We start from the raw sequence: 26,153 nt of genomic DNA, 5'->3' as shown, positions 1-26,153 counted from the left end.
CGGCCGGAAGGTCCGCAGTGACCCTGCTGCGATCGCCACCGCAAGCACCTGGCGCGAGGAGCCTTGAAGATGATTGCCGCCGAACTGCTCGCGCCGTCGAGTCTTTTTCTGGGCTGGCTGCTTTATGCCGCCGGATTGACCTGGGCCTGCATCCGCGCCCCCTGGGTCGAGTTGTTCAGCGATACCCGGCGCCAGCATCTGCTGTTTGGCGCCGTCCTGGCGGTCTTCCTGCTGTGGCTGGTTCGTCGGGACTTCGACTCGGGATTGTCCTTTCACTTCATCGGCCTCACCGCCGTGACGCTGCTGCTGGACTGGCCACTGGCTATTCTGGCCGCCTTCGTCGCCCAGCTCGGCCTGGTGGCGACCGGTCACCAACAACTCGCAGCCCTTGGACTGAACGGCGTATTGCTGGTGCTGATACCGGTCACGGTCACCGAACTCTGCGCGATAGCCGTCGAGCGCACCCAGCCTCGCAATCTGTTCGTCTACATATTCTTTTCGGGTTTCTTCGCAGCCGGCCTTGCGGCGCTTTTCTGCATACTCGCCGGGCTGGGCGTCCTACTGTTCGATGGCCGCTATCCGATGCCGCCCTGGCTGGACGACTTTGCCGGCTACATCTGGCTGGTGATGTTTCCCGAGGCGTTCATCAACGGAACCGCGGTGAGCGCCCTGGTCGTGTTCTATCCGGACTGGATGGAAACCTTCAACCGCAGCCGCTACCTACAAGCCCCTTGGAAGGACGACGACGGTGACGGACAGGACTGAACCCGTCCCGCGCCCGCGCACCGCCGCAGCGACAGACCCAATCACCGATTCAGTGTTGGCGCGGCGGCATGTCATCCGAGAACAGGTCATCCTCGAGTTCATTGCCGGGGATCGCATGCTCCTCGGAGGCCCACGCGCCCAGATCGATCAACTTGCAACGCTCCGAACAAAACGGGCGATTCGGGCTCTTCACACTCCACTCGACCGGTGCGCCACAGGTCGGGCATTCGACAACCGTAGTACTCATTCCTGACCTCCTCGTAGCGTCAGATAGAAATTATGTAGACGCTCGACCTCAGCGCCCAACCATGCCAGATCACGGTCATTGACCAGCACATCATCGGCATGGCGCAAGCGCTCCTCGCGGCTGGCTTGAGCCTTGAGGATGGCGCGAATCTGCTCTTCACTGGACTGATCACGCCGAATGGCACGCTCCAGCTGCAACGCCTCGGGCACATCCACCACGAGGACACGGTCTACCTGCCGATACTGGCCGGACTCCACCAGCAGCGGCGACACCATGATCGCGTACGGGGAGGTGGCTCGAGCCAGATGCTCGGCGACTTCCTGGCGGATCAAGGGGTGCAACAGTTCTTCGAGCCACTTACGCTGCGCCGGTTCTCGGAAAACCAGTTCGCGCAGTTTCGCACGATCCAGGCTGCCGTCGGGCGCCAGAACCGCCTCACCAAAGCGCTCGGCGATCATCCTCAACGCCGGTCTGCCGGGCTCCACAACCCAGCGGGCGGCATGATCGGCGTCGACCCAATGCACGCCGAGCCGACCGAACTCCTGCACCACAGCGCTTTTGCCGCTGCCGATACCCCCCGTCAACCCAAGCACCCAAGGCTTCATCACAAACCGTCCTGACCGGAAAACGACGCGCAGTAGTAACGCCTGAAAAGCGAGGATGCAAGAGCACGAGACCGGTCAAGACCGGTTCAACGATCAAGCCCACGCATTCGCCGCGAGGCGCGCCTCCCACAGGAGCGGTCAGGGAAGGAGCTTCGGCGCGGACTTCGAATGTCTTCACGTAGGAGGCCCGCCCCGGGGCGAACGCTTCCGCCATGAGCTGGCAGCCCACGCATTCGCCGCGAGGCGCGCCTCTCACAGGAGCGATCAGGGACGGAGCTTCGGCGCCGGCCTCGAATGTCTTCACGTAGGAGGCCCGCCCCCGGGGCGAACGCTTCCGCCGTGAGTTGGCGCCAGCATTCGCCGCGAGGCGCGCCTCCCACAGGAGCGGTGGCGACGGAGGTCGGGCGTCAGGTTCGGATTACCTTATCAGGCACGCCTTGCCGTTAGAGCCTGGCGAACTGCAGATAGCTCGAGGTGATCTGGTCGCCCCATAGCAACGCGATCCAGCCGGCAATCGCGAGATAGGGGCCGAAGGGAATCGCCGTGCCGGTATCGGCCTTCTGCATACGCAGCATGATCGTACCCAGCACCGCGCCCACCACGGACGACAGCAGAATGGTCAACGGCAGAACCTGCCAGCCACCCCAGGCTCCCAGCATGGCCAGCAACTTGAAGTCCCCGTAGCCCATGCCCTCCTTGCCGGTCACCAGCTTGAACAACCAGTACACCGACCACAGGCTGAGATACCCGGCAATCGCCCCCCAGAGCGCGTCTGGCAACGAAGCGAACAGCCCGGACTGATTGGCGATCAGCCCCAGCCATAGCAACGGCAGCACGATGGAATCAGGCAAGAGCTGGTGATCGACATCGATCATGCTCATCGCCAGCAACCCCCAGGTCAGCAGTAACATCGCACCCGCCTCCCAGGAAAAGCCGAAGTGCCAGGCGACGTAAGCGGACAATAGCCCGCAGAGCAGCTCCACCAAAGGATAGCGTCGACTGATCGGCGCACGACAGGACGAACACCGCCCCCGCAACGCGAGCCAACTCACCAGCGGAATGTTTTCCCATGGGCGAATTTCGTGATCGCAATGCGGGCAATGGGAATGAGGCAAAACCAGATTGAACGTCGCGGACGGCTCGCCCGGCAAGTCGAGAAACTCACGCGCCTGAGCGCGCCAATCCCGCTGCATCATGAGCGGCAGGCGATGGATCACGACATTGAGAAAACTGCCGACCAACAAGCCCAGCACGAGCGCGCAAAAAACAAAGGCCAGCGTGTTGCTGGCCAGAAAAATTGCCACGTCCATTAGTTACACCACAGCCCCTAGCTGGAAAATCGGCAGGTACATCGCAATGATCAAGCCCCCGACCAACACGCCAAGAACCGCCATAATCATCGGCTCCATCAGGGCAGTGAGCCCATCTACCATGTTATCCACTTCGTCCTCATAAAAAGTTGCGACCTTCGCAAGCATCTCATCCAGAGAACCTGACTCCTCGCCAATGGCTGTCATCTGGATCGCCATGCTCGGGAAGGTTCCAGTGGTTCGCATGGAGAAATTCAGCTGCATGCCACTGGAAACATCGTTCTTGACCTTCATCGTAGCGTTGCGAAATACCACGTTGCCGGTAGCACCTGCGACCGAGTCCAACGCATCAACAAGCGGCACACCGGCAGCAAAGGTAGTCGCCAACGTGCGAGCGAAACGCGCCACCGCCGATTTGTAGAGAATGTCACCTACAACCGGAACCTTGAGCAAGAACCGATCAAACCAGTTACGAAAACCCTCGGACTTACCATGAGCCGTTTTAAACGCATAAGCAGTACCGAACAAGCCAAGCAATACCACGTGCCACCAGGTCTGTAGCGCTTCTGAAATTCCGATGACCATTAACGTAAACGCGGGCAGCTCAGCACCGAAATTGGCGAAGACCTCCTGAAACTGCGGAACGACCTTTATGAGCAGTATCGCTGACACGATGACAGCAATAAGCACCACCGCGATGGGGTAGTTCATCGCTTTTTTGATCTTCGCCTTCAGCGCCTCGGTCTTTTCCTTGTACGTCGCGACGCGATCGAGCAAGCTTTCCAGCGCGCCCGACTGCTCACCCGAGTCGACCAGGTTGCAATACAGATCATCGAAGTACTGAGGCTTTTTGCGCAGCGCCGCCGCAAAGCTGTTGCCTGCCGCCACATCCTGCTTCAGATCGTCCACCAGCTTTCGCATGTTCGGGTTATCGAACCCCTCGCCGATGATGTCGAAGGACTGCAACAACGGCACGCCGGCCTTCATCATGGTCGCCATCTGGCGAGTAAACAGGGCAATGTCCATCGGCTTGATCTTCTTGCCGGCACTGAACAGCGATACCGACTTTTTACGGACCTTCTGCGGATTGACGCCCTGCTTGCGAAGTTGCGCCTTGACCAGCGCGGGGCTGATACCGCTGAGCTCGCCTTTTATCTTTGCGCCCTGCTTGTTCGTCCCTTCCCAGGTAAAGACACTGGTTTTTACCGCTTTCTGCGCCATGTTAGTCCTTGGTCACCCGGTTGACTTCTTCCAGGCTGGTCACGCCCTGCATGGCTTTCAGCAAAGCCGACGTACGCAGGTCATTGAAGCCGTCTTTACGCATCTGGGTGGAAATGTCGATGGAGTTGCCGTCCTCCATGATAATCCTGGCCAGTGCCGGCGTGTTTTTAACCACTTCATAAATACCGACACGACCTTTGTATCCGCCGGTGCAATTGTCACAGCCGACCGGACCGTAGATTTTGAAGGTTCCGATCCTGTCCGCCGGGAAGCCCTCCTCCAGCAAAGCGTCACGCGGCAGATCGACTTCCTTTTTACAACTATTGCACAGCTTGCGCGCAAGCCGCTGGGCGATGATCAGGTTCACCGAAGTCGCGATATTGAACGCCGCCACACCCATGTTGCGCAGGCGCGTCAGGGTTTCCGCCGCACTGTTGGTGTGAAGCGTCGACATCACCATGTGGCCGGTTTGCGCTGCCTTGATCGCAATCTCGGCCGTCTCCAAGTCACGTATTTCCCCGACCATGATGATGTCCGGGTCCTGGCGCAGAAACGCACGTAGCGCCTGGGAAAAATCCATACCCTGCTTGGGGTTGACGTTCACCTGGTTGATCCCCTCCAGGTTGATTTCCACCGGATCTTCCGCCGTGGAGATATTCACATCGACCGTATTGAGGATGTTCAAGCCGGTATAAAGGGAAACCGTTTTGCCTGATCCGGTAGGCCCGGTTACCAGGATCATGCCTTGCGGCTGCTGGAGCGCCTGCATGTACAGCGCCTTTTGATCTTCTTCATAGCCCAACGCATCGATGCCCATCTGCGCACTGCTGGGGTCGAGAATCCGCATCACGACCTTCTCGCCCCACAAGGTAGGCAGGGTATTCACACGGAAGTCGATAGCCTTGGTCTTCGATAGCTTCATCTTGATCCGACCATCTTGCGGCCTACGGCGCTCGGAAATATCCAGGCCCGCCATTACCTTCAGCCGTGCGGAGATTCGCGGCGCCAACTGAATTGGAGGACGGGCGATTTCATGCAGGATACCGTCCGTACGGAACCGGACCCGGTAGGCTTTCTCGTAGGGTTCGAAGTGCAAATCGGAAGACCCGCCGCGAATGGCATCGAGCAGCATCTTATTGACGAAACGCACGACTGGCGCGTCGTCGGCCGCCTCACCAGCATCATCGCTTACGCCGTCATCCGACACGGTTTGGACGTCCACACCGTCCAGATCCACATCACCGAGGCCCTCTAGGCCAGACGTCGCGCTTTCAAAAAACTTGTCGAGAGCCCGCCCAAGCTTGTCGTCTTCCACCAGAACCGCCTCGGTGGTCAGACCTGTACTGAACTGAATATCTGTAACGGCTTGGTGATTGGTCGGGTCGGAGACCGCTACAAAGAGCTTATTGCCACGCTTGATCAGCGGCAAAGCTCGATGCTGGCGCGCCAGCTTCTCGCTAACGATATCCTTTGGCAGACTTTCCTTGTCCAGCGCGTCGAGATCCATATAGGCCACGCCAAACTGGTCGGCCGCTAGCTCCGAGACCGCACGTCCATTCGCGAGCTTGTTTTGTACCACATAGGTCACCAGCGACAGCTTGTTGCGCGCTGCCTGCTGTTGCGCGTGAAGCGCCGTCTTGTCATCGAGCAGGCCGCTCAGCACCATTTGTTTAGCAAGGCCGGAAAGGGCGACGTCGTCCGCCATGGCATGGTTCCCTCTAGTTAATGCAACGCCTTATAGCGCAGATAACGAAGGGTGCCAAACGGCGTCTTTCGATGTGACGAAATTTGTCAAAAGGACACGATTCTAGGCAGCGTGCATGGTTCACAGTGAGGGAGAAAGCCCCGTAAATTACGGCACAGGAGACTTGGCACGCTGGCTGCAAGAGAGACTGTAGGCCCAACGCCTGCTCATTCAAGGAGAAACACATGAAAGCCCAGATGCAAAAAGGTTTTACTCTGATTGAACTGATGATCGTCGTCGCGATCATCGGCATTCTTGCCGCTATTGCTATTCCGGCTTATCAAGACTACGTCTCGAAATCTAAGGCAACAGCAGCCTTGGCAGATATTGCCGCCGGCAAAACCAACTATGAGCTTCTTTACACCGAAAAAGGTGCAGCAGCGATATCTGGCACAGCCACAACGATTGGCCTCGGCGTAACTACCGGCAACTGTTCTTCAATCACAATTACTGCACCGAACGCCACCACCGGAGCGGCTACAGGAGCGATTTCCTGCACTATCAATAATCCGGGCCGCCTCGGCACCGGCGCCACCATTAGCTTTGATCGCACTACTGACGGTCTCTATGAGTGCAAAGTGAGCTCAGGCATTGATGCAAAATATCGCCCAGCTGGCTGCGAAGCTTAAGCAGTAAGCTATCAGCCTTTGAACCACCGATGCGCGGCCCGCCGCGCATCGGTTTTTTTAATTCGAGCCATTTAAGTGCGATATCAAAACGACGAAACTATAAGAGCATTCGGAACAAGTAAAAATCCCAATATCCAAAGAGCCAGTCGATACGCCATAATAGCAGCAGCCACTTGCTTTACTCTTGCTTGGCTTTGGCCCTTTCACACCGCACCTTGGGCAACCTTCGAACAAGAATCATTGTGCTTTATAGCACTAATAATATTAATCCCTGCTATCCTTACAACCAAGACACTAAAAGCAGAACCAGCAGTATTCGGTCTGCTAGCTCTTTCGGCCACTCCCGCCCTGCAACTTCAACTTGGCATTCTCCGATTTACGGGCGATGCATGGCTTGCGACGTCATATTTAGTTGCGTTCTGCGCCGCTGTGTTTTCAGGTTATAATATAGCGCAGGCGCCTCGCGCTCGCGACATCCTCACTACATGCTTGGCTTCTGCGTTCACGATTGCCGCTATCGCGTCGACCTGGATCGCGCTTCGTCAATGGTTTGGATTGGCTGACTCAATATATGAGATAAATCTAAGCGGATCACGCCCCTTCGGAAACCTAGCTCAGCCAAACAACCTAGCTACCCTATTATGCTTGGCACTGGCAAGCATCCTTTATTTTTTTGAAAGAAGGATGCTAAGCACATTCTCCGCCGGGCTATTAACACTATTCCTGATTGCAGGCGTAACCATCACCCAATCGCGTACACCCTGGTTGGTCTGCGGAGTCTTTTTAGTTTTCTGGGCCTATAAAGAAAAGACGCTTAAACCAAGATTAACTCTGACAGCGCTTACATGCTGGACACTTCTTTACGCGTTATGCGTGATACTCCTGCCGATCACGGCCAAAGCACTGATGCTGCACAGTGTTGATCTGGTAGGCAGAGCAACTTCTTTGCAGCGTTTAGAACTATGGGATCATTTCATTACTGCCATACTTAGCAGCCCGGCCCTAGGCTATGGATGGAACCAGATAAGCAGTGCTCAACTTGCAAATACTTCCACTATTCCAGCAGGAATGATGGCAACTTATAGCCACAATTTAATACTCGACATCCTTCTTTGGACGGGACCGTTCGCGGGCATCATAATTATTGGCAGCTTAGGCGCATGGCTTATTCGCCTAAACTACTGCGCTAATGACATACACAAAATCTACTCACTCCTAGCGGCAGGAATAATTCTCACCCATTCCATGGTTGAATTCCCTCATAGCTATGCTTACTTTTTAATACCCTTGGGCTTGTTCCTTGGCATCGCATCAACTGCGACCGCGAGATTTAGCCTCCCGATCAAACCATATGTAGTTACAGCAGCCGGTGCTGCAGGGCTGCTTCTACTAGCCCAAATCGCCGTCGAATATAAGACGCTGCAACGCGACCAGTTCGCATATCAAATATCCTCCGCAAAAGTTAAAGGATTCCCAGCGGAAAATCTACGCAATATCCATTTACTGACTCACCTGCGAGCGCTGCAGAACCTTAGAAGAACCACACCAATAAAAATGACTCAAGAGGAGATAAAGAATCTTGAACACATAACCGAACGCTTTCCCTATCTCGCGAATCTATATAAAATAAAATTGATCTCCAAACTGAGCGACACACCAAAAAAAGAGAGCGATTATCTAGAACTAATCAGAAAACTTCATGGCGAAGCCGCTTACGAACAAGCAAAACAAAACTAAACCAAGCTAACTTAGATTAACAACTGATGTAACGCAGAAATGAGAATAGCTAAAACCGAGAACCTTCATCCACATCATTTAGTTTGCGAGTGGCAATAAAGAGACGGTTCGAAAAGGTTAAAAACCGCATCGGCAGAGTTTCTTTCGCCATGGTTCAACTCAGAGCGCCGCTCTTACGCGACAGTGCCGATGTCCTGCTTGGCAGTCTCCAGCATCTGCGACTCGGGTGACGATTAAGCTTTTGCCCCGGGGCGGGCCTCCTACAAAAAAACAGCGGGTGTCTTGGGTGGTGGGAGGCGCGCCCTCGCGGCGAGCACACACCAATCGGTAAGACCGAAAAAGAAAACCCCGCCAAGAAGCGGGGTTTGTCTTTGTCACCAGCCTGAACGCCCGCGTGCAGGGCGTTGTGCTTTTCCTAGCCGATCAGATAGCGCCGCGCTTGCGCAGCAGGTCGATGACCTGCCTGGCGCTCTCTTCCACCGTCAACGACTCGGTATCGATGACCAGATCGGCGTTGCCGGGCACATCGTACGGGAAGGACTCGCCCGGTATGTTGTCGCCCCCTGCGGCATACAGTCCCTGCGGATCGCGCTGCTGGCAGGTTTGCGGAGACGCCTGGACATACACGGTTACGACCCGATCACTGCCGATCAGCGCCCTGGCCTGCTCGCGGCCTTCCGCATCCGGCGCGACGAATGCCGCCAATGTCAGTAGCCCCGCCTCATTGAATTGACGCGCCACCTGAGCAGCACGACGCCAGTTTTCGGTACGCCCGGCGCGATCCTGCGGCAAGCCTTTGTTGAGGTCGTGCCGCAGGTTCTGGCCATCCAGCACAAAGACTGCGCGCCCCATATCGAAGAGCTTGCGCTCGACCGCATAGGCCAGCGTGCTTTTGCCCGCGCCGGAAAGCCCGGTGAACAGCACGGTGGCCGGCTGCTGGCCAAAGCGGGTGGCGCGCTCCTCGGTGGAGACGTGCGCCAACGCACCATGGTGCCCGGACGTGCCCTGCGAAACGGGGTCGGCGATGATCATGCCCGCACCCACCGTGCCGTTGGTAAGGCGGTCGATGACGATGAAGGAGCCCGTGGTACGGTTCTGCGCATAGCCATCCAGCGCGATGGCGGCGTCCAGGCTGACCTTGACCCGGCCAATCTCGTTGAGCTGCAGGCTGCTGGCCGCGCCATGCTCGAGGGTGTTCACATCGACGCGATGGATGATGCTGGCAATCGAGCCCGGCACGTAGCTGGTGGCACGCTTGATGTCGTATTTCTTGCCCGGCAGCATCGGCTCATCGGCCATCCACACCAGCATGGCATCGAAGCTGTCGACGATGCGCGGCTGATTGTCGGCATGCACGAGCATGTCGCCACGCGATACGTCGACCTCGTCTTCCAGGGTCAGGGTAATGGCCTCGCCCGGCGTGGCCTGTTCCAGCTCGCCATCGAAGGTGACGATGGATTTGATCTTGCTGCGTTTGCCGGAGGGCAGCACCACCACTTCGTCGCCCTTACGCACGATACCGCTGGCGAGGGTGCCGGCGAAGCCACGGAAGTTTAGGTTGGGCCGGTTGACGTACTGCACCGGGAAGCGCAGATCATCGAAGTTGCGGTCGCCAGCGATCTCGACGCTTTCGAGAATTTCCATCAGCGACTGGCCTTCGTACCAGGGCGCACGTTCGGAGCGATTGACGACGTTGTCGCCCTTGAGCGCCGACATCGGCACGAAGTGCAGCGACGTCGGCTGCAGCTCGATGCGCTCGGCGAACGCCAGGTAATCGGCCTTGATGCGTTCGAAGACGGACTGATCGAAATTCATCAGGTCCATCTTGTTGATGGCCACGACGATGTGCTTGATGCCCAGCAAGGACGTGATGAAGCTGTGGCGCTTGGTCTGGGTCTGCACTCCGTAGCGGGCGTCGACCAGAATGATCGCCAGATCGCAGGTGGATGCCCCGGTCGCCATGTTGCGCGTGTACTGCTCATGGCCGGGGGTGTCGGCGATGATGAACTTGCGCTTGGCGGTGGAGAAATAGCGGTAGGCGACATCGATGGTGATGCCCTGCTCGCGCTCGGCCTGCAAGCCATCGACCAGCAACGCGAGGTCGACGTCATCGCCGGTGGTGCCGGACTTCTTCGAGTCGCGGGTGATGGCTTCGAGATGGTCTTCGTAGATCATCTTGGAGTCGTGCAGCAGGCGCCCGATCAGGGTGCTCTTGCCATCGTCGACGTTGCCACAGGTCAGGAAGCGCAACAGCTCCTTGCTCTCGTGCTGGGCCAGGTACGCGAGGATGTCCTCGCTGATCAAATCAGACTGATGAGACATGGTGCGTAATCCTTAGAAGTAGCCCTGACGTTTCTTTTCTTCCATCGAACCTGCGCCATCGTGGTCGATAACGCGGCCCTGACGTTCGGAAGTACGCGTCAGGAGCATTTCCTGGATGATCTCCGGCAGCGTCGCGGCGGTGGATTCGACCGCGCCGGTCAGCGGATAGCAGCCCAGGGTACGGAAACGAACCATGCGCTTTTCGATGCGCGCTTTTTCCTCGTCGCTGAGGTGTTCGAGGATGCGTTCGTCGTCGATCATGATCAGCGTGCCGTTCTTCTCGATGACTTCGCGCTCGGCGGCGAAGTACAGCGGCACGATCGGGATCTGTTCCAGGTAGATGTATTGCCAGATATCCAGTTCGGTCCAGTTCGACAGCGGGAAGACGCGGATGGATTCGCCCTTCTTCACCTTGCCGTTGTAGACGTTCCACAGCTCGGGGCGCTGGTTCTTCGGGTCCCAGCGATGCTTGCTGTCGCGGAAGGAATAGACGCGTTCCTTGGCGCGTGATTTTTCTTCGTCACGCCGGGCGCCGCCGAACGCTGCGTCGAAACCATGCTTGTCGAGTGCCTGCTTCAGGCCCTCGGTCTTCATAATGTCGGTGTGCTTGGCGCTGCCATGCGTGAACGGGTTGATGTTCTGCGCGACACCATCCGGGTTGATGTGCGTGATCAGGTCCAGGTCCATTTCAGCGACCATCTTCTCGCGGAAGCGGTACATTTCCTGGAATTTCCAGCGGGTGTCGACATGCATGACCGGGAACGGGAGACGGCCCGGGAAGAACGCCTTGCGTGCCAGATGCAGCATCACAGCCGAATCCTTGCCGATGGAATACAGCATCACCGGATTGTCGAACTCGGCGGCCACCTCACGGATGATGTGGATGCTTTCCGCCTCCAGCTGTTTCAGATGCGTCAGTTTGTCGACCATGGCTACTCACGAATTTGCAGGTGGACGGCCGGCACGGCCGGAACGAGGGCGCAACTTTAGCACGGCGCAAAATTCTAATCAGGCCGTCTGTTAGATCGAAATGCTCTAGCTTTATGCCGCGCGAATCCCATCGCCGCTGATTCGTGTTGCGTGCTACAGCCCAGCGCGCATGGCCGTTCAGGCGGGATTCGGACTGTCGATGAACAGATGCTCAAGGGCAAACCGCTTCGCCAGGTATTCGCCGAGCGCCTGGACACCATAACGCTCCGTGGCATGGTGCCCGGCTGCGAAGAAGCTGAGCCCGTTTTCCCGAGCGATATGCACCGTGGGTTCTGACACTTCACCGGTCAGGTAGGCGTCGACACCCGCTGTCACGGCCTGGTCGATATATCCCTGTGCGCCGCCCGTGCACCAGGCGATCCGCCTGATTGGCCCTGGCCCTTCGATCATCAGTGGCTCGCGCCCGAGCACGGATTGCACCCGACGCATGAAATCCGAGGGTGCAAGGGGTACATCGAGCGAGCCAACGAGACCGACCGAGCGCGGATTGTCCGGCTCCAGCGTGCCTGCCACGGTGAGCCCGAGCATCCGCGCCAGTTGCACGTTGTTGCCGACCTCGGGGTGCACGTCCAGCGGCAGGTGGTAGGCGAGCAGGCTGATGTCGTTGCTGAGCAGCGTCTTCAGCCTGCGCTGCTTGATGCCTATGACGCGCGGGTCTTCGTTCTTCCAGAAATAGCCGTGATGCACCAGCACCACGTCGGCCTGCGCCTCGACCGCCGCATCGAGCAGCGCCTGGCTGGCGGTAACGCCGCTGACGATGCGCCGGACGTGCGGCCGTCCCTCCACCTGCAACCCGTTCGGGCAGTAGTCGGAAATTTTTGCAGCATTCAGGTAGCGATCAGCCTCTTCGACCAGCGTAGTCAGCGCAACGGCCATGTGAGCGTTCCTTATGTCGATGTCAATGAGTCGATGCGGGCGACCGGAGGCAGACGACACGCTCGCCCCTCCGAAAAAAGCCGTACACAATCGCTTCGCCGATGGACGCAGATTCACCATCGGCGAGGCTGCAATTCGTCGCCAGCTTCGTATAATGCCGCCACCTTAAGGGGCACCATGGCCCTCTGCAACCTGTCCGGATTTCCAATCGCGATGATCAATGCCCTGCGTTTTCTCGGCTGGCCGTTGCTGGTAGGCCTGCTCGTGGCCCTGCTGGTCATTCAGCGCTACCCGCATCTCGTGGGCCTGAGCGAAGAGCCGGCATACCGGCTGCAGCAAGCACCGCTGGTTGGCATACCGCAACAAGGCCCTTATTCGTACGCCAATGCCGTCAGCAGCGCGGCGCCAGCGGTGGCCAACCTCTACACGACCAAGGTGATCGATAGCTCCAGCCAGCCGCCAATGCTCAAGGACGATCCCCTGTTCCGGCGATTCTACGGCGACAACCTGCCCCGCCAGCGGCGCATGGAGTCCAGCCTGGGTTCAGCGGTGATCATGAGCCCGGAGGGGTATCTGCTGACCAACAACCATGTCACGGCCAATGCCGAGCAGATTGTCGTGGCCTTGCGCGACGGCCGGGAAACCCTCGCGCGGGTAATCGGCAGCGATCCGGAAACGGACCTGGCGGTGCTCAAGATCGATCTGGCCGATTTGCCGGCCATTACCATCGGCCGCTCCGACGGCATCCGCATCGGTGACGTGACGCTGGCGATCGGCAATCCGTTCGGGGTCGGTCAGACGGTGACCATGGGCATCATCAGCGCCACGGGGCGCAATCAGCTGGGCCTCAATACGTACGAGGACTTCATCCAGACCGACGCTGCCATCAATCGCGGCAACTCGGGTGGCGCACTGGTCGATACCGCTGGCCATCTGATCGGCATCAACACGGCGATCATTTCCGAATCCGGCGGTTCGCAGGGCATCGGTTTCGCCATCCCGGTGAAGCTTGCGATGGAGGTAATGAGGTCGATCGTCGAGCACGGCCAGGTGATTCGCGGCTGGCTCGGTGTCGAAGTGCAATCGCTTACGCCTGAACTGGCGGAGTCGTTCGGCCAGGCCGGACGACCGGGGATCGTCGTTGCCGGGGTCTATCGAGACGGCCCAGCCGAGCGCGCCGGATTATTGCCAGGGGACTTGATTCTCAGCATCGACGGACAGCAGGCCAGCGACGGTCGCAGCTCGATGAACCAGGTCGCACGGGCGCGACCGGGCGATGAGATCGATATCGACATCCTGCGCAATGGCAAACCCTTGACGCTGACCGCCGAGGTCGGCATGCGGCCGCTGGTCGAGAAGAGCCCCCAGTAAACCGCAAGCAGCCGTCGCCACCTGCGGTCGGTGGGGTCAAGCGAGGTCGTCGTCGAGCTTTTCCAAGGCGTTGAGCAATGCCTGGTTCTGCTCCGGTGCCCCAATGGTGATCCGCAGGAACTGCTCGATGCGCGGTTGTTTGAAATGCCGCACGATGACGCCCTGCTCGCGAAGCCCGGCGGCGAGTCGTGCCGCATCGCGCTGCGGATGGCGGGCAAAGACGAAGTTCGCCGCCGACGGCAGCACCTCGAAGCCCAACCCTTGCATCGCCGAAACAACGGTTTCGCGGCTGGCGATGACCTGCCCACAGGTCTGATGGAAGTACTCGCGATCTTCGAAAGCCGCGGCGGCCCCAGCGATGGCGATGCGGTCCAGTGGGTATGAATTGAAGCTGTTCTTGATGCGCTCCAGCGCCTCGATCAGTTCCGGATGCCCAACAGCCAGGCCAACACGCAGCCCCGCCAGTGAACGAGACTTCGACAAGGTCTGCGTGACCAGCAGGTTCGGATAGCGGTCGACCAGCGCAATGGCCGAACGGCCACCGAAATCGATGTAGGCCTCATCCACCACCACCACAGAGTCGGGATTGGCCTGCAACAGTCGTTCGATCGCATCGAGCGCCAGCAGGCAGCCGGTCGGTGCATTGGGGTTTGGGAAGATGATGCCGCCGTTTGGCCTGGCATAATCGTCCACGTCGATCTGGAACTGCGCATCCAGCGCAATGGCTTCGAACTCAATGCCATACAGCCCGCAGTAGACCGGATAGAAGCTATACGTCACGTCGGGAAACAGCAGCGGCTTGCCGTGCTGAAAAAGGCCGTGGAAGGCATGGGCGAGCACCTCATCCGACCCGTTGCCGACGAATACCTGCTCCGGCTGCACGCCGTAATATTCGGCTACGGCGCGCTTGAGGCGCTCGCCGTTCGGGTCCGGATACAACCGCAGGCTGTCATTGAGTTCGGCCTGCATCGCGGCGATTACCTTCGGCGACGGGCCGTAGGGATTCTCGTTGGTGTTGAGTTTGATCAGGTTCGCCAGCTTCGGCTGCTCGCCCGGCACGTAGGGCACCAGTTCCTTGACGAAGGAACTCCAGAATTTGCTCACTGCCCTTTTCTCCTTCGGTATTCAATCGGTTGGATCGCACAGGCTGAATGTGAGGGCGCGGCGCGCTGGGATAGTGGCAAGCGAACGTCATTCCCTACGCCGCCGCCACGCCCTCCCGCCGCCGTCGCCTTACGGCTTGATCCGGTACTCGGCACTGCGTGCGTGCGCGGTCAGCGATTCGCCGCGGGCCAGTACCGAGGCGATCTTGCCCAGCTCAGAGGCGCCCGCAGCCGAGCAGTGGATGATCGACGAGCGCTTCTGGAAGTCATAAACCCCCAGCGGCGATGAAAACCGCGCCGTACCCGATGTCGGCAGGACGTGATTCGGCCCGGCGCAATAATCCCCCAACGCTTCGGCGGTATAACGTCCCATAAAGATCGCACCCGCATGGCGGATCTCCGGCAGCCACTGTTCGGGGTTGGCCACGGAGAGTTCGAGGTGCTCGGGCGCGATGCGGTTGGCGACCTCGATTGCCTGTTGCATGTCGGCGACGAGAACCAGCGCTCCGCGACCCTGCAGCGATGCGCGAGCAATCTCGTTGCGTTCGAGGCTCGGCAGCAGGCGCGCGATGCTCTCGGCAACCCGGTCGAGGAACGCCGCATCCGGGCTCACCAGAATCGACTGGGCATCCTCGTCGTGCTCGGCCTGGGAGAACAGGTCCATGGCAATCCAGTCCGGATCGGTCTGGCCATCGCAGACCACCAGAATCTCGGACGGCCCGGCGATCATGTCGATCCCGACCTTGCCGAACACATGGCGCTTGGCGGTCGCGACGTAGATATTCCCCGGTCCGACGATCTTGTCCACCGCAGGCACGCTTTGTGTCCCGTAGGCCAGCGCGGCCACCGCCTGCGCGCCGCCGATGGTGAAGACCCGGTCGACCCCCGCGATGCAGGCAGCCGCCAGGACCAGTTCGTTGATCTCGCCGCGAGGCGTCGGCACGACCATGACGACTTCCGGCACACCGGCCACTTTCGCCGGGATGGCATTCATCAGCACCGAGGAAGGATACGAAGCCTTGCCGCCCGGCACGTAGAGCCCCGCGCGATCGAGGGGCGTGACTTTCTGGCCCAGCACCGTGCCGTCGGCCTCGGTGTAGCTCCAGGAATCCTGCTTCTGCCTTTCGTGGTAGGTCCGCACGCGCTCGGCAGCGGTTTCCAGCGCCTGGCGCTGCGCGGGGCTGATGCGCTCGAGCGCCAACTCGAGGCGCTCGCGAGGCAGGATCAGGTCACCCATCGAGGACACCTGGAGGCCGTCGAAACGCTGCGTAAGATCGACCAGCGCCGCATCGCCGCGCTCACGCACTGCCTTGATGATATCCAGCACCCGCTCATTGACGCCCTCATCGGACACGCTTTCCCAGCTCAGCAGGTGCTCCAGATGCCGCGAGAAATCGGGATCGGAGGCATTGAGTCGGCGAATGTCGAGTGGAGCGGTCATAACGGGCCTCATGAGAGATGCGTACAAGCGGGTTTCAGGCGCCTAGATTAACAAGCCAGCCGTGGCGGCACCCGAGAATTTAGGCGATGACACCGATAGGCGAACCGGCTGATCGGCAGCCAGCGGAACACTCAACCCTGATCCGCGATTGCACTCTGCAATGCATCGATCAACGCCTGGATGCGTGCATGTTGCATCTTCATCGATGCCTTGTTGACCACCAGGCGGGAACTGATCATGGCAATCAGCTCCTGGGGCTCCAGCCCGTTGGCGCGCAGGGTATTGCCGGTGTCGACGACGTCGATGATCTTGTCGGCCAGGCCTACCAGGGGCGCGAGTTCCATTGATCCGTAGAGCTTGATGATATCGACCTGGCGGCCCTGCTCGGCATAGTAGCGCTTGGCGACATTGACGAACTTGGTCGCCACTCGCAGGCGACCCTTGGGCTCCGCCGCACCGACCTTGCCGGCCGTCATCAGTTTGCAGTTGGCGATTTTCAGGTCCAGCGGCTCATACAGACCCTGCCCGCCGTATTCCAGCAGGACATCCTTGCCTGCCACACCGAGATCCGCCGCGCCGTGTTCGACATAGGTCGGCACGTCAGTGGCCCGCACGATCAGCAGACGCACGTCATGCTGGGTGGTCGGGATGATGAGTTTGCGACTTTTTTCAGGGTTTTCGGTGGGCACGATACCGGCTGCGGCCAGCAACGGCAGCGTGTCATCGAGGATGCGGCCTTTGGAAAGGGCAATGGTGAGCATGGACGGTTGTTCCTTGGAGCCTGTTGGTGGCGGCCTTGGCGCAGGCAGGGGCAGCGTGTGCAGGTCGTGCGCCATAGCCGCCGACGCAACGGCGCGGTGGCTATGGTCTGTCGCCGATCGCTAGCCCGGTACGCGGCGGATTTTGGCGCCCAGCAGCTGCAGCTTTTCCTCGATGCACTCGTAACCACGGTCGATGTGGTAGATGCGATCGATGAGGGTATCGCCCTCGGCGACCAGACCCGCGATCACCAGACTCGCCGAAGCCCGCAGATCGGTAGCCATGACAGGCGCGCCCTTGAGCTTCGGTACGCCCGTAACGATGGCGGTGTTGCCCTCGACGAGGATCTGCGAACCCATGCGGTTCATTTCATAGACGTGCATGAAGCGATTCTCGAACACCGTCTCGATAACCGTGCCAGTGCCTTCGGCGACCGCATTCATGGCGATGAACTGTGCCTGCATGTCGGTCGGGAACGCGGGGTATGGCGCGGTGCGGACGTTGACCGCTTTCGGCCGATTACCCTTCATGTTCAGCTCGATCCAGTTGCTGCCGGTGTCGATGTGGGCCCCGGCCTCCTCGAGTTTGTGCAGCACTGCCTCAAGCAAGGTGGCATCGGTGTCCTTGAGCTTCACACGACCGCCCGTCGCGGCCGCGGCCACCAGGTAGGTGCCCGTCTCGATGCGGTCCGGCATCACGCTGTAGCGGCCACCGCCCAGGCGCTTCACGCCATCGATGACGATGGTGTCGGTGCCCGCACCCGAAATCTGTGCGCCCATGGCATTGAGGAAGTTCGCCAGGTCGACGACTTCCGGCTCGCGCGCTGCGTTTTCCAGCACGCTACGACCGTTGGCCAGCGCCGCCGCCATCATGATGTTTTCGGTACCGGTCACGCTGACGATATCGAAGAAGAAATGTGCGCCGCGCAGGCCGCCAGCAGGCGCCCGTGCCTTGATGTAACCGCCCTCGACATCGATCTGCGCGCCCATCGCTTCCAGGCCACGGATGTGCAGGTCCACCGGACGCGACCCGATGGCGCAACCGCCCGGCAGCGCGACTTCCGCCTCGCCGAAGCGCGCCACCATGGGGCCGAGCACCAGGATCGATGCGCGCATCGTCTTGACCAGTTCGTACGGAGCGACCAGCGTCTGAATGCTGCTGGCATCGACTTCGACGCTGAGTTTCTCGTCGATGATCGGCTGCACGCCCATGCGACCGAACAGTTCGATCATGGTCGTGATGTCGTGCAGATGCGGCAGATTGCACACGGTAACCGGGGTGTCGGCAAGCAAGGTGGCCGCCAGAATGGGCAGAGCCGAGTTCTTTGCACCGGAAATGCGAATCTCGCCATCGAGGCGGGCTCCGCCGGTAATGATCAATTTATCCATGGATGTTCCCGTAACCCGCAGGCTCGAAGTGCGTGCGAAGAGGTGCCGTGCGCGGCGTCAAGCCTGCGCACAAGCTGGAATAGGTCTGTCGCGACCGGCAATCAGCTACGCGCAAGCCAGTCGGCACGGCTGAAGAATTTCATCGTGACGGCGTGAATGCTGCCGTCGGCGATCCACGGATTCAGATGAGCGTAGATCTGCTGCTGACGCTTGACCGGGCCCAGGCCCGCCAACTCGTCGCTGATCACGTTCAACTGGAAGTTGCAGCCTTCGCCTTCGACTTCCACTTGTGCACCTGGAAGCTTCTCTTCCAGAAAATTCTTAACTTCTACGGCCTGCATGTTCAACCTCGATCGGCGCCGGACGCGCGCGGTCGGCCATCATACAAAAAAGCCCGAAGGCTGCGAACCCCGAAGCCATCCCGCCTGACGAAGCTCACCTACTCGATGACCTCCGCCTCGCTATCGGACGGCCGTCGTGGACGACCGCCAGAGGCGACCGCGGGGAACCTCGAAGATGCAAAGCGCACGACCAGGATCGCCACCGCCAGCAAGAGGATGGCTCCGGAAATATAGACGACCCCCATGTCCGGACGGTGATGATGCGACACGTCCGAGATGAGCAAGCGCGTCAGCGCGGTGATCGCCACATAAATGAGGAAGCGCACCGGCATGTGGTTGGTCTTGAAATAGATACCCACCATCGCGCCGAGCTCGAGGTAGATGAACAGCAGCAGAATATCGTCGACGCTGATGCTGCCCTTGTCGATCATCCCCAGGAAGGCCACCAGCCCGGCCCAGGCGGTGACAGCCCCGATGGCGAACAGCGCCAGGTAATGAAAAGTCTCGACCAGCAGGTTGCCCAGCGACTCGGCGATTGCGTGCACCCTGCCACGGGCGGCTTCGGCCCAGCGCAGCATCAGGCGACTCCCCGCGTTTCGTCCGCCAGCGACAGCACGTCCAGAAGCCCGGACACCCTGGCAATTTCAAGCATGTCGCCAGGCATACCGACGATCGCTACGTCACGTCCAAGGGCGGTCGCATCGCGGGTGAACGCCAGCAGCAGGGAAAGCCCGACGCTACTGGATTTCTCCACCGCTGAACAATCGATCAGCAGCGGCTCGCCCTTGGCCGCGCCAATCAGGGCCTGACCAGCCCGCCGCAGGGCTGGGCCGGACCGATAATCGAGCACGCCACCGAGCCGTAGCTCGCCCCTGGCGCCGCTTTCGACGCGCCCGTCACTCATCGCCCGCCGCCTGCTGACCGGCCTCGGTATCCTTGGCGCGTGCAACCACGTCGGCCCAACCATCGATCGTCTTGTCCAGGTCGCCGCCGTTCTTCTGCATGGCATCGGCGAACTGGTCGCGGAAGAGCTTGCCGATGTTGATGCCATTGATGATCACGTTACGTACGCGCCATTCGCCACCCTGGTTGACCATGGTGTACGACACCGGATAGATCTCACCCTGACGGCCCGTCACTTCCATGCCGACACTGGTACGCTCGGCATCCTGCTTGCCGCTGGCGGGCAACACGCGAATCTGCTGATTGTTGTACTCCAGCAGCGCGTTACCGTAGAACTGCATGAGGCTGCGCTTGAAATTTTCCTGGAAGCGCGTCATCTGCGCGGCACTGGCGCTGCGCGAGTACTTGACCGTCATGATGCTGCGGGAAATCCCTTCAGCGTCGACCACGGGCCCGAGAATCTCGTTCAGCGACTCGTAGAAGGCATTCGGATCCTGCCGGTACTGGTCCTTGTTGGTCTTCAGATCGGCAAGCAGTTCATCCGTGGTTTTCTGGATCACTTCGTGAGCGCTTGGGGCCGCCAGGGCCAACATAGGCAGGCAGGCCAGCAACACCAGCAAGCCGCGGCGCAGGACATTCATCATCGAGATACTCCTCACTCGTTATTGACCGAATTAAGCAGAAACTTGCCGATCAGCTCTTCCAGTACCAGGGACGACTGGGTATCGCGAATCGTATCGCCGTCGCCCAGGGTTTCTTCCTCGCCGCCCACGCTGATGCCGATGTACTTCTCGCCCAGCAAACCGGCGGTCAGGATCGACGCGGTGGAGTCCACCGGCAGGATATCGACATCCTGCTGAACTTCCAGCGTGACGCGCCCGGTGTAGCTCTCGCGATCCAGATCGATCGCCGTCACCTTGCCAATGGTCACGCCGGCCATGGTGACCTTGGATCGGACACTCAGACCCGCGATATTGTCGAAGTAGGCGTACAGCTTGTAGGTGCCGGTACTGTCAACGTTCAGCCCACTTACCCGCAGCGACAACAACAGGAGCGCCAGAACGCCCGCCAGCAGGAACAGGCCAACACCGATTTCCAGGGTGCGGATACGCATCAAAAATCTCCAAACATCAAGGCGGTCAGAATAAAGTCGAGGCCGAGCACCGCCAGCGAGGCGTAAACGACGGTTCGGGTGGTGGCGCGGCTGATACCCTCGGATGTCGGTTCGCAGTCATAGCCCTGGAATACTGCGATCCAGGTAACCACTACGGCGAACACTATGCTCTTGACGACACCGTTGAGCACATCTGAGGTAAAGGTGACGCTGTTCTGCATGTTGGCCCAGAACGAGCCTTCGTAAACCCCGAGCCAGTCCACCGCAACCATCGCGCCACCCCAGATGCCGACCACGTTGAAGATCACGGTCAACAGTGGCAGGGAAATGAAGCCGGCCCACAGCCGCGGCGCGATGATGTACTTCAGCGGATCGACGCCGATCATTTCCAGGCTCGACAGCTGCTCGGTGGATTTCATGTTGCCGATTTCGGCTGCCAGCGCCGACCCGGCACGCCCGGCGAACAGCAGCGCGGTTACCACAGGCCCCAGCTCACGCAAAAGCGTCAGCGCCACCATCTGGCCCACCGCCTGTTCGGACCCATAGCTGCTGAGAATGCTGTAGCCCTGCAGCGCCAGGACCATTCCGATGAATATTCCGGACACCACGACGATCGCCAGCGACAGCACGCCCACCGAATAGAGTTGACGCACCAGCAGAGAGAAGCGGTTGTCCAGCCCGCTGGGCCCGAACAAAGCATGGAACAGGAACAGGGTCGCCCGCCCCAGCGCCGCGACAACGTTCAATCCGGCCTCGCCAAACATCCGGACCCGCTCGATCAATGAACGCTTACGCATCGGAGCCTCGCAGCAGATCGTCGGCGTAGGCCGGTGCCGGAAAATGGAAAGGCACAGGACCGTCCGCAGCCCCTTTCATGAATTGTTGAATCCGTGGATTGGTCGAATCGCGCAACTCGGCCGGCGTGCCCTGACCGAGCACCTGGCCGTCGCCCACCACGTAGATGTAATCGGCAATGCTCGCGGTTTCGGCCAGGTCGTGGGAAACCACGATACTGGTGATTCCCAGGGCATCGTTGAGCAAGCGAATCAGCTGAACCAGCACACCCATGGCAATCGGATCCTGACCGGCGAAGGGCTCGTCGTACATGAGTATCTGCGGGTCCAGCGCGATGGCGCGCGCCAGCGCCACACGACGCTTCATGCCACCGGACAGCTCGTCCGGCATCAGGTCGACCGCACCGCGCAGCCCCACGGCCTGGAGCTTCATCAGGACGATGTCACGAATCATCTCGTCCGGCAGCCGGGTATGGACCCGCAACGGGAAGGCCACGTTCTCGAATACATCGAGGTCGGTGAACAGCGCGCCACTCTGGAACAGCACGCCCATTTGCTTGCGCATGTCGAACAGTTCGCGGCGCGACAGTGTAGGCAGGTTGGTCCCGGCGACCCACACCTCCCCGCGACTGGGCCTGAGCTGAGCGGCAATCAGCCGCAACAGCGTGGTCTTACCGCAGCCGGACGGCCCCATGATGGCCGTCACCTTGCCTCGCGGTATCGCGATATCGACATTATTGAAAATGCTGCGCTCACCGCGCATGAAGGTGACACCCTTCAGCTCGACGGCGTTGGCGTTGGCGGCGCTCATCGGATCTCCTTGAATACGGCCTGCGAATCAGACGCCCTCCGAGCGTTCGGAGATACTTCGCAGAGCCGTTTTGGCGGCGCGAACTATAGCATCGCGCCTCATGCCTCCCAAGCCAGTGTCTGTATCGGCGCATGAGCAGGCGCACATTCGTTCAGCTCGAGTTCAGCTTCGGACGCGACGATCGGCCCGAAAGCTTTTCGGTGAGCAGCGAAGGGTTTGCCGTTATAATCGCGCGTTTCATTCAGGCGACGACGCGACCATGAGCCAGAGCAGCCAACTGATCGAGACTGCCCAGCGCACTATCCGCATGGAGATAGAGGCAGTCGAGCAACTCAAGACACGCATCGACGCGCAGTTCGTCAAGGCATGCGAACTCATCCTTCAGTGCAAGGGCCGCGTCGTCGTGGTCGGCATGGGCAAGTCCGGGCACATCGGCAACAAGATTGCCGCCACGCTCGCCAGCACCGGCACCACCGCATTCTTCGTGCATCCGGCCGAAGCCAGCCATGGCGACATGGGCATGATTACCCGCGACGACGTCGTGCTGGCATTGTCCAATTCGGGCACCACCAACGAAATCGTGACATTGCTGCCGCTGATCAAGCGTCTGGGCATCACCCTGATCAGCATGACGGGCAATCCCGAGTCGGTGTTGGCGAAGTCGGCAGCCGTCAACCTCGATGCAAGTGTCGCCATCGAGGCGTGCCCGCTGAACCTGGCCCCCACCTCCTCGACCACCGTCAGCCTGGTACTGGGCGACGCGCTGGCGATCGCACTGCTCGAGGCTCGCGGGTTCACCGCCGAGGATTTCGCCTTTTCGCACCCCGGCGGCGCCCTGGGCCGACGCCTGCTGCTTAAGGTCGAGCATGTCATGCACGCCGGCGACCGCCTGCCGCGGGTCGACCGCGGCACATCGCTGCGCGAGGCGCTGCTGGAAATGACCCAGAAAGGGCTCGGCATGACGGCCGTGATGGAGACCGACGGCCGCCTGGCCGGCATCTTCACAGACGGTGATCTGCGCCGCACGCTGGACAAGGGTATCGATGTGCGCCAGGCCCTGATCGATCAGGTCATGACGATTCATGGCAAGACCGCCAGTGCCGACATGCTGGCCGCCGAAGCCTTGAAGATAATGGAAGACAACAAGATCAACGCACTGGTGGTCGTCGATGAAGACGACCGCCCGATCGGAGCGCTGAACATGCATGATCTGCTGCGCGCGGGGGTGATGTAAGTGAACGATCTACTGCGGCGTGCCCGCGATGTTCGCCTGGCCATCTTCGATGTCGACGGTGTGCTCACGGACGGGAAGCTGTACTTCCTCGTCGATGGCAGCGAATTCAAAACCTTCAACACGCTCGATGGCCACGGCATCAAGATGTTGATCAACTCCGGCGTATGCACCGCCATCATCAGCGGTCGCAAGACGCCAGTGGTCGAGCGTCGGGCGCAGAATCTGGGTATCCAGCATCTGTATCAGGGCCGCGAGGACAAGCTGGTGGTCCTCGACGAATTGCTTGCCGAACTCGGACTCGACTACGCTGAAGTCGCCTACCTGGGCGATGATCTGCCTGACCTGCCGGTTATCCGCCGGGTGGGTCTGGGTATGGCCGTTGCCAGCGCCGATGCCTTCGTTCGCCAGCATGCCCATGGCGTTACCGCCGCGCGCGGTGGCGATGGCGCGGCGCGGGAGTTCTGCGAATTGATCATGCGTGCCCAGGGCACCCTCGAAGCCGCTCAGGCCGCCTATCTTTAAGAGGTTCCAATGCTGAGCAGAATCCGCTTTCCTGCCATCCTGTTGCTGATCGCATTGCTGCTGGTCGCGATCGGCTACTGGAACATCCGACCAGAGAGTTTCATGCAGGAAGCGCCAGCGGTCCAGGGCGAGCAGTCGCCTATCGACTTCTATGTCACCAACTCCCGCACCGTTCAGTATCAGCCTGATGGCAAGCGCAACTACGAGCTGTCCGCCGAGCGGATGGAGCACCTCAAAGCCAGCGACGTGAGCCTACTGACCCGGCCCGACCTGCGCTCCTATCGGGGCACCGAGTTGCCATGGCATGTGACCAGCGAGCGCGGCGAAGTCGGCCCCCAGGGCGAAGAAGTCGAGCTGATCGATAACGTACGGGTCGAACGCACCGACGCCAAGGGACGCTCGACGATTGTCACCACCACTCGTATGACGGTACTTCCCGAGAAGGATTATGCCGAGACCCGCCAACCCGTTAGAATCGTCGCCGCAAACGGCGTGACCACCGCCACGGGCATGAAAGCGTATCTGAATGAAGGCAGGATGCTCCTGCTATCCAATGTAAGAGGCCAGCATGAGCTGCGTTAAGACTCTCCCCCTTTTGATCGGTTTGAGCATCTTTCTGCTCGGCTCGAATGCCCATGCACTCCCGGAAGATCGCAATCAGCCGATCCGTGTGCAGGCCGATACGGCGGAACTCGATGATCGGCAGGGCGTTGCCGTGTATCGGGGCGATGTCGTCATCACCCAGGGCACCATGAAGATCACCGGCGACACCGTAACCATCACCCAGGACAACAATGGCGATGTCGAGGTGTTCACCTCCATCGGCAAGCCTGCGTATTACGAACAGCAGCCTGCGGTAGACAAGCAGATCGTCAAGGCATACGGGCTGACCATTCAGTATTTCGCGGCGAACGAACGCATCGTACTGATCGATCAGGCCAAGGTCGTACAGGAAGGCAACACCTTCGAGGGTGAGAAGATCGTCTACGACACCCAGCGGCAGATCGTCAACGCCGGTCGTGCCACCGATACCGATGTCACCACGCCGCGCCCGCGCGTGGACATGGTCATCCAGCCACGCAAAAAGGAACAGCAGGCCGCGGAGCAGACCGAGTAATGGCGATCCTCAAGGCCCAGCACCTGGCGAAAAGCTACAAAAGCCGCCAGGTCGTTCGTGATGTCAGCCTCTCCATCGAAAGCGGGCAGATCGTCGGTCTGCTTGGCCCGAACGGCGCAGGCAAGACCACGTGTTTCTACATGATTGTCGGCTTGGTCAAGGCCGATCAGGGCCGCGTGCTGATCGATGAGCAGGACGTCACTCACCTGCCCATGCATGGCCGCGCGCGGGCCGGTATCGGCTACTTGCCACAGGAAGCCTCCATCTTCCGCAAGCTGTCGGTGACCGACAACATCATGGCAATCCTGGAAACCCGCAAGGACCTGGACCGCAGCGGTCGCCAGCAGGCGCTCGAGGGCCTGCTACAGGAATTCCACATCCATCACATTCGCGACAGCCTGGGCATGAGCCTCTCCGGCGGCGAGCGACGCCGCGTCGAAATCGCTCGCGCACTGGCCACCGCCCCCAAGTTCATCCTCCTGGATGAACCCTTCGCCGGCGTCGACCCGATCTCGGTCGGGGACATCAAGCAGATCATCCATCACCTCAAGGCAAAGGGCATCGGCGTGCTCATCACCGACCACAACGTGCGCGAGACGCTGGATATCTGCGAGACTGCATACATCGTCAACGACGGCCAGCTGATCGCCGAAGGTGACGCAGAGACGATCCTGGCCAACCAACTGGTCAAGGAAGTCTATCTCGGACACGAATTCCGACTCTGAGCTGAGTTTTTCCATCAAGACGAGCATCTAGGGGTAGGCAAAGGCTTCGTTGGCAGGCATATAATTTGCTTACATCGGCGCCCA

28 protein-coding genes are annotated in these 26,153 nt (G+C 59.9%); 9 read left to right on the top strand and 19 right to left on the bottom strand.

Annotation, left to right across the window (positions count from 1 at the left end; translation table 11 throughout):
• Positions 1–69: 69 nt before the first annotated feature.
• Positions 70–765, top strand: a complete 696-nt coding sequence (locus tag GQA94_RS08070; protein WP_158187524.1) for an energy-coupling factor ABC transporter permease — start codon at positions 70–72, stop codon at positions 763–765.
• Between the two features lie 49 nt (positions 766–814).
• Here GQA94_RS08070 and yacG read toward each other — a convergent pair whose 3' ends face one another.
• The 5 genes from yacG to pilB all read right to left on the bottom strand — a co-directional run bounded on the left by yacG (position 815) and on the right by pilB (position 5,853).
• Positions 815–1,012, bottom strand: a complete 198-nt coding sequence (gene yacG, locus GQA94_RS08065; RefSeq protein ID WP_102836851.1) for a DNA gyrase inhibitor YacG — start codon at positions 1,010–1,012, stop codon at positions 815–817.
• On the bottom strand, positions 1,009–1,617 hold the full coding sequence (coaE, locus tag GQA94_RS08060) for a dephospho-CoA kinase (protein WP_158187523.1): 609 nt from the start codon (positions 1,615–1,617) through the stop codon (positions 1,009–1,011). Before coaE ends, yacG begins: the two co-directional genes overlap by 4 nt.
• Before the next feature lie 443 nt (positions 1,618–2,060).
• Positions 2,061–2,927, bottom strand: a complete 867-nt coding sequence (locus GQA94_RS08055; RefSeq protein WP_158187522.1) for a prepilin peptidase — start codon at positions 2,925–2,927, stop codon at positions 2,061–2,063.
• A 3-nt stretch (positions 2,928–2,930) separates the two neighbouring features.
• Complete coding sequence (locus tag GQA94_RS08050; RefSeq protein WP_158187521.1) at positions 2,931–4,148, bottom strand: type II secretion system F family protein; 1,218 nt, start codon at positions 4,146–4,148, stop codon at positions 2,931–2,933.
• A 1-nt stretch (position 4,149) separates the two neighbouring features.
• Complete coding sequence (gene pilB, locus GQA94_RS08045) at positions 4,150–5,853, bottom strand: type IV-A pilus assembly ATPase PilB (RefSeq protein WP_158187520.1); 1,704 nt, start codon at positions 5,851–5,853, stop codon at positions 4,150–4,152.
• A gap of 224 nt (positions 5,854–6,077) precedes the next feature.
• On the opposite strand from pilB, the gene GQA94_RS08040 reads away from it, so the two are divergent.
• Positions 6,078–6,521 (top strand): pilin, encoded by a 444-nt coding sequence (locus GQA94_RS08040; protein ID WP_158187519.1) that lies wholly within the window; start codon positions 6,078–6,080, stop codon positions 6,519–6,521.
• Positions 6,522–6,596: 75 nt separating this feature from the next.
• A complete protein-coding gene (locus tag GQA94_RS08035; RefSeq protein ID WP_158187518.1) occupies positions 6,597–8,258 on the top strand; it encodes a PglL family O-oligosaccharyltransferase in 1,662 nt (553 codons plus the stop codon).
• A gap of 423 nt (positions 8,259–8,681) precedes the next feature.
• Here the strand turns inward: GQA94_RS08035 and cysN are convergent, their stop codons facing one another.
• From cysN to GQA94_RS08020, 3 genes are all read right to left on the bottom strand, one after another.
• Entirely contained in the window at positions 8,682–10,580 is a 1,899-nt protein-coding gene (gene cysN / locus GQA94_RS08030; RefSeq protein WP_158187517.1) for a sulfate adenylyltransferase subunit CysN, read from the bottom strand.
• Positions 10,581–10,592: 12 nt separating this feature from the next.
• Positions 10,593–11,510: a sulfate adenylyltransferase subunit CysD gene (gene cysD / locus GQA94_RS08025; RefSeq protein WP_158187516.1), complete on the bottom strand. Its 918-nt coding sequence runs from the start codon at positions 11,508–11,510 to the stop codon at positions 10,593–10,595.
• Positions 11,511–11,687: 177 nt separating this feature from the next.
• Positions 11,688–12,446, bottom strand: a complete 759-nt coding sequence (locus tag GQA94_RS08020; protein ID WP_158187515.1) for a Nif3-like dinuclear metal center hexameric protein — start codon at positions 12,444–12,446, stop codon at positions 11,688–11,690.
• Between the two features lie 213 nt (positions 12,447–12,659).
• On the opposite strand from GQA94_RS08020, the gene algW reads away from it, so the two are divergent.
• Entirely contained in the window at positions 12,660–13,817 is a 1,158-nt protein-coding gene (gene algW, locus GQA94_RS08015) for a Do family serine endopeptidase AlgW (protein WP_158190058.1), read from the top strand.
• Between the two features lie 36 nt (positions 13,818–13,853).
• Here algW and hisC read toward each other — a convergent pair whose 3' ends face one another.
• The 11 genes from hisC to GQA94_RS07960 all read right to left on the bottom strand — a co-directional run bounded on the left by hisC (position 13,854) and on the right by GQA94_RS07960 (position 22,471).
• A complete protein-coding gene (hisC, locus tag GQA94_RS08010; protein ID WP_158187514.1) occupies positions 13,854–14,921 on the bottom strand; it encodes a histidinol-phosphate transaminase in 1,068 nt (355 codons plus the stop codon).
• Between the two features lie 129 nt (positions 14,922–15,050).
• A complete protein-coding gene (hisD, locus tag GQA94_RS08005) occupies positions 15,051–16,361 on the bottom strand; it encodes a histidinol dehydrogenase (RefSeq protein ID WP_158187513.1) in 1,311 nt (436 codons plus the stop codon).
• Positions 16,362–16,492: 131 nt separating this feature from the next.
• On the bottom strand, positions 16,493–17,122 hold the full coding sequence (gene hisG / locus GQA94_RS08000; protein WP_158187512.1) for an ATP phosphoribosyltransferase: 630 nt from the start codon (positions 17,120–17,122) through the stop codon (positions 16,493–16,495).
• A gap of 120 nt (positions 17,123–17,242) precedes the next feature.
• Positions 17,243–18,508, bottom strand: coding sequence for a UDP-N-acetylglucosamine 1-carboxyvinyltransferase (murA, locus tag GQA94_RS07995; RefSeq protein ID WP_158187511.1), 1,266 nt, complete (start codon positions 18,506–18,508; stop codon positions 17,243–17,245).
• Between the two features lie 101 nt (positions 18,509–18,609).
• Complete coding sequence (locus GQA94_RS07990) at positions 18,610–18,849, bottom strand: BolA family protein (protein ID WP_025242912.1); 240 nt, start codon at positions 18,847–18,849, stop codon at positions 18,610–18,612.
• 98 nt (positions 18,850–18,947) lie between these two features.
• A complete protein-coding gene (locus tag GQA94_RS07985; RefSeq protein ID WP_158190057.1) occupies positions 18,948–19,430 on the bottom strand; it encodes a phosphate-starvation-inducible protein PsiE in 483 nt (160 codons plus the stop codon).
• Positions 19,427–19,753, bottom strand: a complete 327-nt coding sequence (locus GQA94_RS07980; RefSeq protein ID WP_158187510.1) for an STAS domain-containing protein — start codon at positions 19,751–19,753, stop codon at positions 19,427–19,429. The genes GQA94_RS07985 and GQA94_RS07980 overlap by 4 nt, the downstream gene beginning before the upstream one ends.
• On the bottom strand, positions 19,746–20,396 hold the full coding sequence (locus tag GQA94_RS07975; RefSeq protein WP_158187509.1) for an MlaC/ttg2D family ABC transporter substrate-binding protein: 651 nt from the start codon (positions 20,394–20,396) through the stop codon (positions 19,746–19,748). Before GQA94_RS07975 ends, GQA94_RS07980 begins: the two co-directional genes overlap by 8 nt.
• 11 nt (positions 20,397–20,407) lie before the next feature.
• The gene (gene mlaD / locus GQA94_RS07970) at positions 20,408–20,866 is read right to left on the bottom strand and encodes an outer membrane lipid asymmetry maintenance protein MlaD (RefSeq protein ID WP_158187508.1); all 459 of its coding nucleotides are present in this window, start codon (positions 20,864–20,866) and stop codon (positions 20,408–20,410) included.
• Positions 20,866–21,663: a lipid asymmetry maintenance ABC transporter permease subunit MlaE gene (gene mlaE / locus GQA94_RS07965; protein WP_158187507.1), complete on the bottom strand. Its 798-nt coding sequence runs from the start codon at positions 21,661–21,663 to the stop codon at positions 20,866–20,868. The genes mlaD and mlaE overlap by 1 nt, the downstream gene beginning before the upstream one ends.
• Entirely contained in the window at positions 21,656–22,471 is an 816-nt protein-coding gene (locus GQA94_RS07960; protein ID WP_158187506.1) for an ABC transporter ATP-binding protein, read from the bottom strand. Before GQA94_RS07960 ends, mlaE begins: the two co-directional genes overlap by 8 nt.
• A gap of 259 nt (positions 22,472–22,730) precedes the next feature.
• On the opposite strand from GQA94_RS07960, the gene GQA94_RS07955 reads away from it, so the two are divergent.
• Genes GQA94_RS07955 through lptB form a run of 5 tightly spaced genes read left to right on the top strand, consistent with a single transcriptional unit; the run spans position 22,731 to position 26,069 of the window.
• Positions 22,731–23,705 (top strand): KpsF/GutQ family sugar-phosphate isomerase, encoded by a 975-nt coding sequence (locus tag GQA94_RS07955; protein WP_158187505.1) that lies wholly within the window; start codon positions 22,731–22,733, stop codon positions 23,703–23,705.
• Positions 23,706–24,227, top strand: coding sequence for a KdsC family phosphatase (locus tag GQA94_RS07950; RefSeq protein WP_158187504.1), 522 nt, complete (start codon positions 23,706–23,708; stop codon positions 24,225–24,227). It begins immediately after the preceding gene.
• 9 nt (positions 24,228–24,236) lie between these two features.
• Complete coding sequence (gene lptC / locus GQA94_RS07945; protein ID WP_158187503.1) at positions 24,237–24,809, top strand: LPS export ABC transporter periplasmic protein LptC; 573 nt, start codon at positions 24,237–24,239, stop codon at positions 24,807–24,809.
• Entirely contained in the window at positions 24,796–25,344 is a 549-nt protein-coding gene (lptA, locus tag GQA94_RS07940) for a lipopolysaccharide transport periplasmic protein LptA (RefSeq protein ID WP_158187502.1), read from the top strand. Before lptC ends, lptA begins: the two co-directional genes overlap by 14 nt.
• Positions 25,344–26,069: an LPS export ABC transporter ATP-binding protein gene (lptB, locus tag GQA94_RS07935; protein ID WP_158187501.1), complete on the top strand. Its 726-nt coding sequence runs from the start codon at positions 25,344–25,346 to the stop codon at positions 26,067–26,069. Before lptA ends, lptB begins: the two co-directional genes overlap by 1 nt.
• The last annotated feature ends 84 nt before the right edge of the window (positions 26,070–26,153 follow it).

Source organism: Stutzerimonas stutzeri (assembly GCF_009789555.1).
In the GTDB taxonomy this organism is placed as follows: domain Bacteria; phylum Pseudomonadota; class Gammaproteobacteria; order Pseudomonadales; family Pseudomonadaceae; genus Stutzerimonas; species Stutzerimonas stutzeri_R.
This window is presented reverse-complemented; position numbering and strand designations above follow the sequence as displayed.

What these genes read in the sequence shown, in the direction of transcription:
- pilB (WP_158187520.1), bottom strand. Translation starts at nt 5,853, where the DNA reads ATGGCGGACGACGTCGCCCTTTCCGGCCTTGCTAAACAAATGGTGCTG.
- GQA94_RS07955 (WP_158187505.1), top strand. Translation starts at nt 22,731, where the DNA reads ATGAGCCAGAGCAGCCAACTGATCGAGACTGCCCAGCGCACTATCCGC.
- GQA94_RS07990 (WP_025242912.1), bottom strand. Translation starts at nt 18,849, where the DNA reads ATGCAGGCCGTAGAAGTTAAGAATTTTCTGGAAGAGAAGCTTCCAGGT.
- lptA (WP_158187502.1), top strand. Translation starts at nt 24,796, where the DNA reads ATGAGCTGCGTTAAGACTCTCCCCCTTTTGATCGGTTTGAGCATCTTT.
- GQA94_RS07960 (WP_158187506.1), bottom strand. Translation starts at nt 22,471, where the DNA reads ATGAGCGCCGCCAACGCCAACGCCGTCGAGCTGAAGGGTGTCACCTTC.
- cysN (WP_158187517.1), bottom strand. Translation starts at nt 10,580, where the DNA reads ATGTCTCATCAGTCTGATTTGATCAGCGAGGACATCCTCGCGTACCTG.
- coaE (WP_158187523.1), bottom strand. Translation starts at nt 1,617, where the DNA reads ATGAAGCCTTGGGTGCTTGGGTTGACGGGGGGTATCGGCAGCGGCAAA.
- murA (WP_158187511.1), bottom strand. Translation starts at nt 18,508, where the DNA reads ATGGATAAATTGATCATTACCGGCGGAGCCCGCCTCGATGGCGAGATT.
- GQA94_RS08020 (WP_158187515.1), bottom strand. Translation starts at nt 12,446, where the DNA reads ATGGCCGTTGCGCTGACTACGCTGGTCGAAGAGGCTGATCGCTACCTG.
- yacG (WP_102836851.1), bottom strand. Translation starts at nt 1,012, where the DNA reads ATGAGTACTACGGTTGTCGAATGCCCGACCTGTGGCGCACCGGTCGAG.
- GQA94_RS08050 (WP_158187521.1), bottom strand. Translation starts at nt 4,148, where the DNA reads ATGGCGCAGAAAGCGGTAAAAACCAGTGTCTTTACCTGGGAAGGGACG.
- mlaD (WP_158187508.1), bottom strand. Translation starts at nt 20,866, where the DNA reads ATGCGTATCCGCACCCTGGAAATCGGTGTTGGCCTGTTCCTGCTGGCG.
- mlaE (WP_158187507.1), bottom strand. Translation starts at nt 21,663, where the DNA reads ATGCGTAAGCGTTCATTGATCGAGCGGGTCCGGATGTTTGGCGAGGCC.
- hisD (WP_158187513.1), bottom strand. Translation starts at nt 16,361, where the DNA reads ATGACCGCTCCACTCGACATTCGCCGACTCAATGCCTCCGATCCCGAT.
- GQA94_RS08070 (WP_158187524.1), top strand. Translation starts at nt 70, where the DNA reads ATGATTGCCGCCGAACTGCTCGCGCCGTCGAGTCTTTTTCTGGGCTGG.
- lptC (WP_158187503.1), top strand. Translation starts at nt 24,237, where the DNA reads ATGCTGAGCAGAATCCGCTTTCCTGCCATCCTGTTGCTGATCGCATTG.
- lptB (WP_158187501.1), top strand. Translation starts at nt 25,344, where the DNA reads ATGGCGATCCTCAAGGCCCAGCACCTGGCGAAAAGCTACAAAAGCCGC.
- GQA94_RS07975 (WP_158187509.1), bottom strand. Translation starts at nt 20,396, where the DNA reads ATGATGAATGTCCTGCGCCGCGGCTTGCTGGTGTTGCTGGCCTGCCTG.
- GQA94_RS08040 (WP_158187519.1), top strand. Translation starts at nt 6,078, where the DNA reads ATGAAAGCCCAGATGCAAAAAGGTTTTACTCTGATTGAACTGATGATC.
- GQA94_RS08055 (WP_158187522.1), bottom strand. Translation starts at nt 2,927, where the DNA reads ATGGACGTGGCAATTTTTCTGGCCAGCAACACGCTGGCCTTTGTTTTT.
- GQA94_RS07980 (WP_158187510.1), bottom strand. Translation starts at nt 19,753, where the DNA reads ATGAGTGACGGGCGCGTCGAAAGCGGCGCCAGGGGCGAGCTACGGCTC.
- algW (WP_158190058.1), top strand. Translation starts at nt 12,660, where the DNA reads ATGATCAATGCCCTGCGTTTTCTCGGCTGGCCGTTGCTGGTAGGCCTG.
- hisG (WP_158187512.1), bottom strand. Translation starts at nt 17,122, where the DNA reads ATGCTCACCATTGCCCTTTCCAAAGGCCGCATCCTCGATGACACGCTG.
- cysD (WP_158187516.1), bottom strand. Translation starts at nt 11,510, where the DNA reads ATGGTCGACAAACTGACGCATCTGAAACAGCTGGAGGCGGAAAGCATC.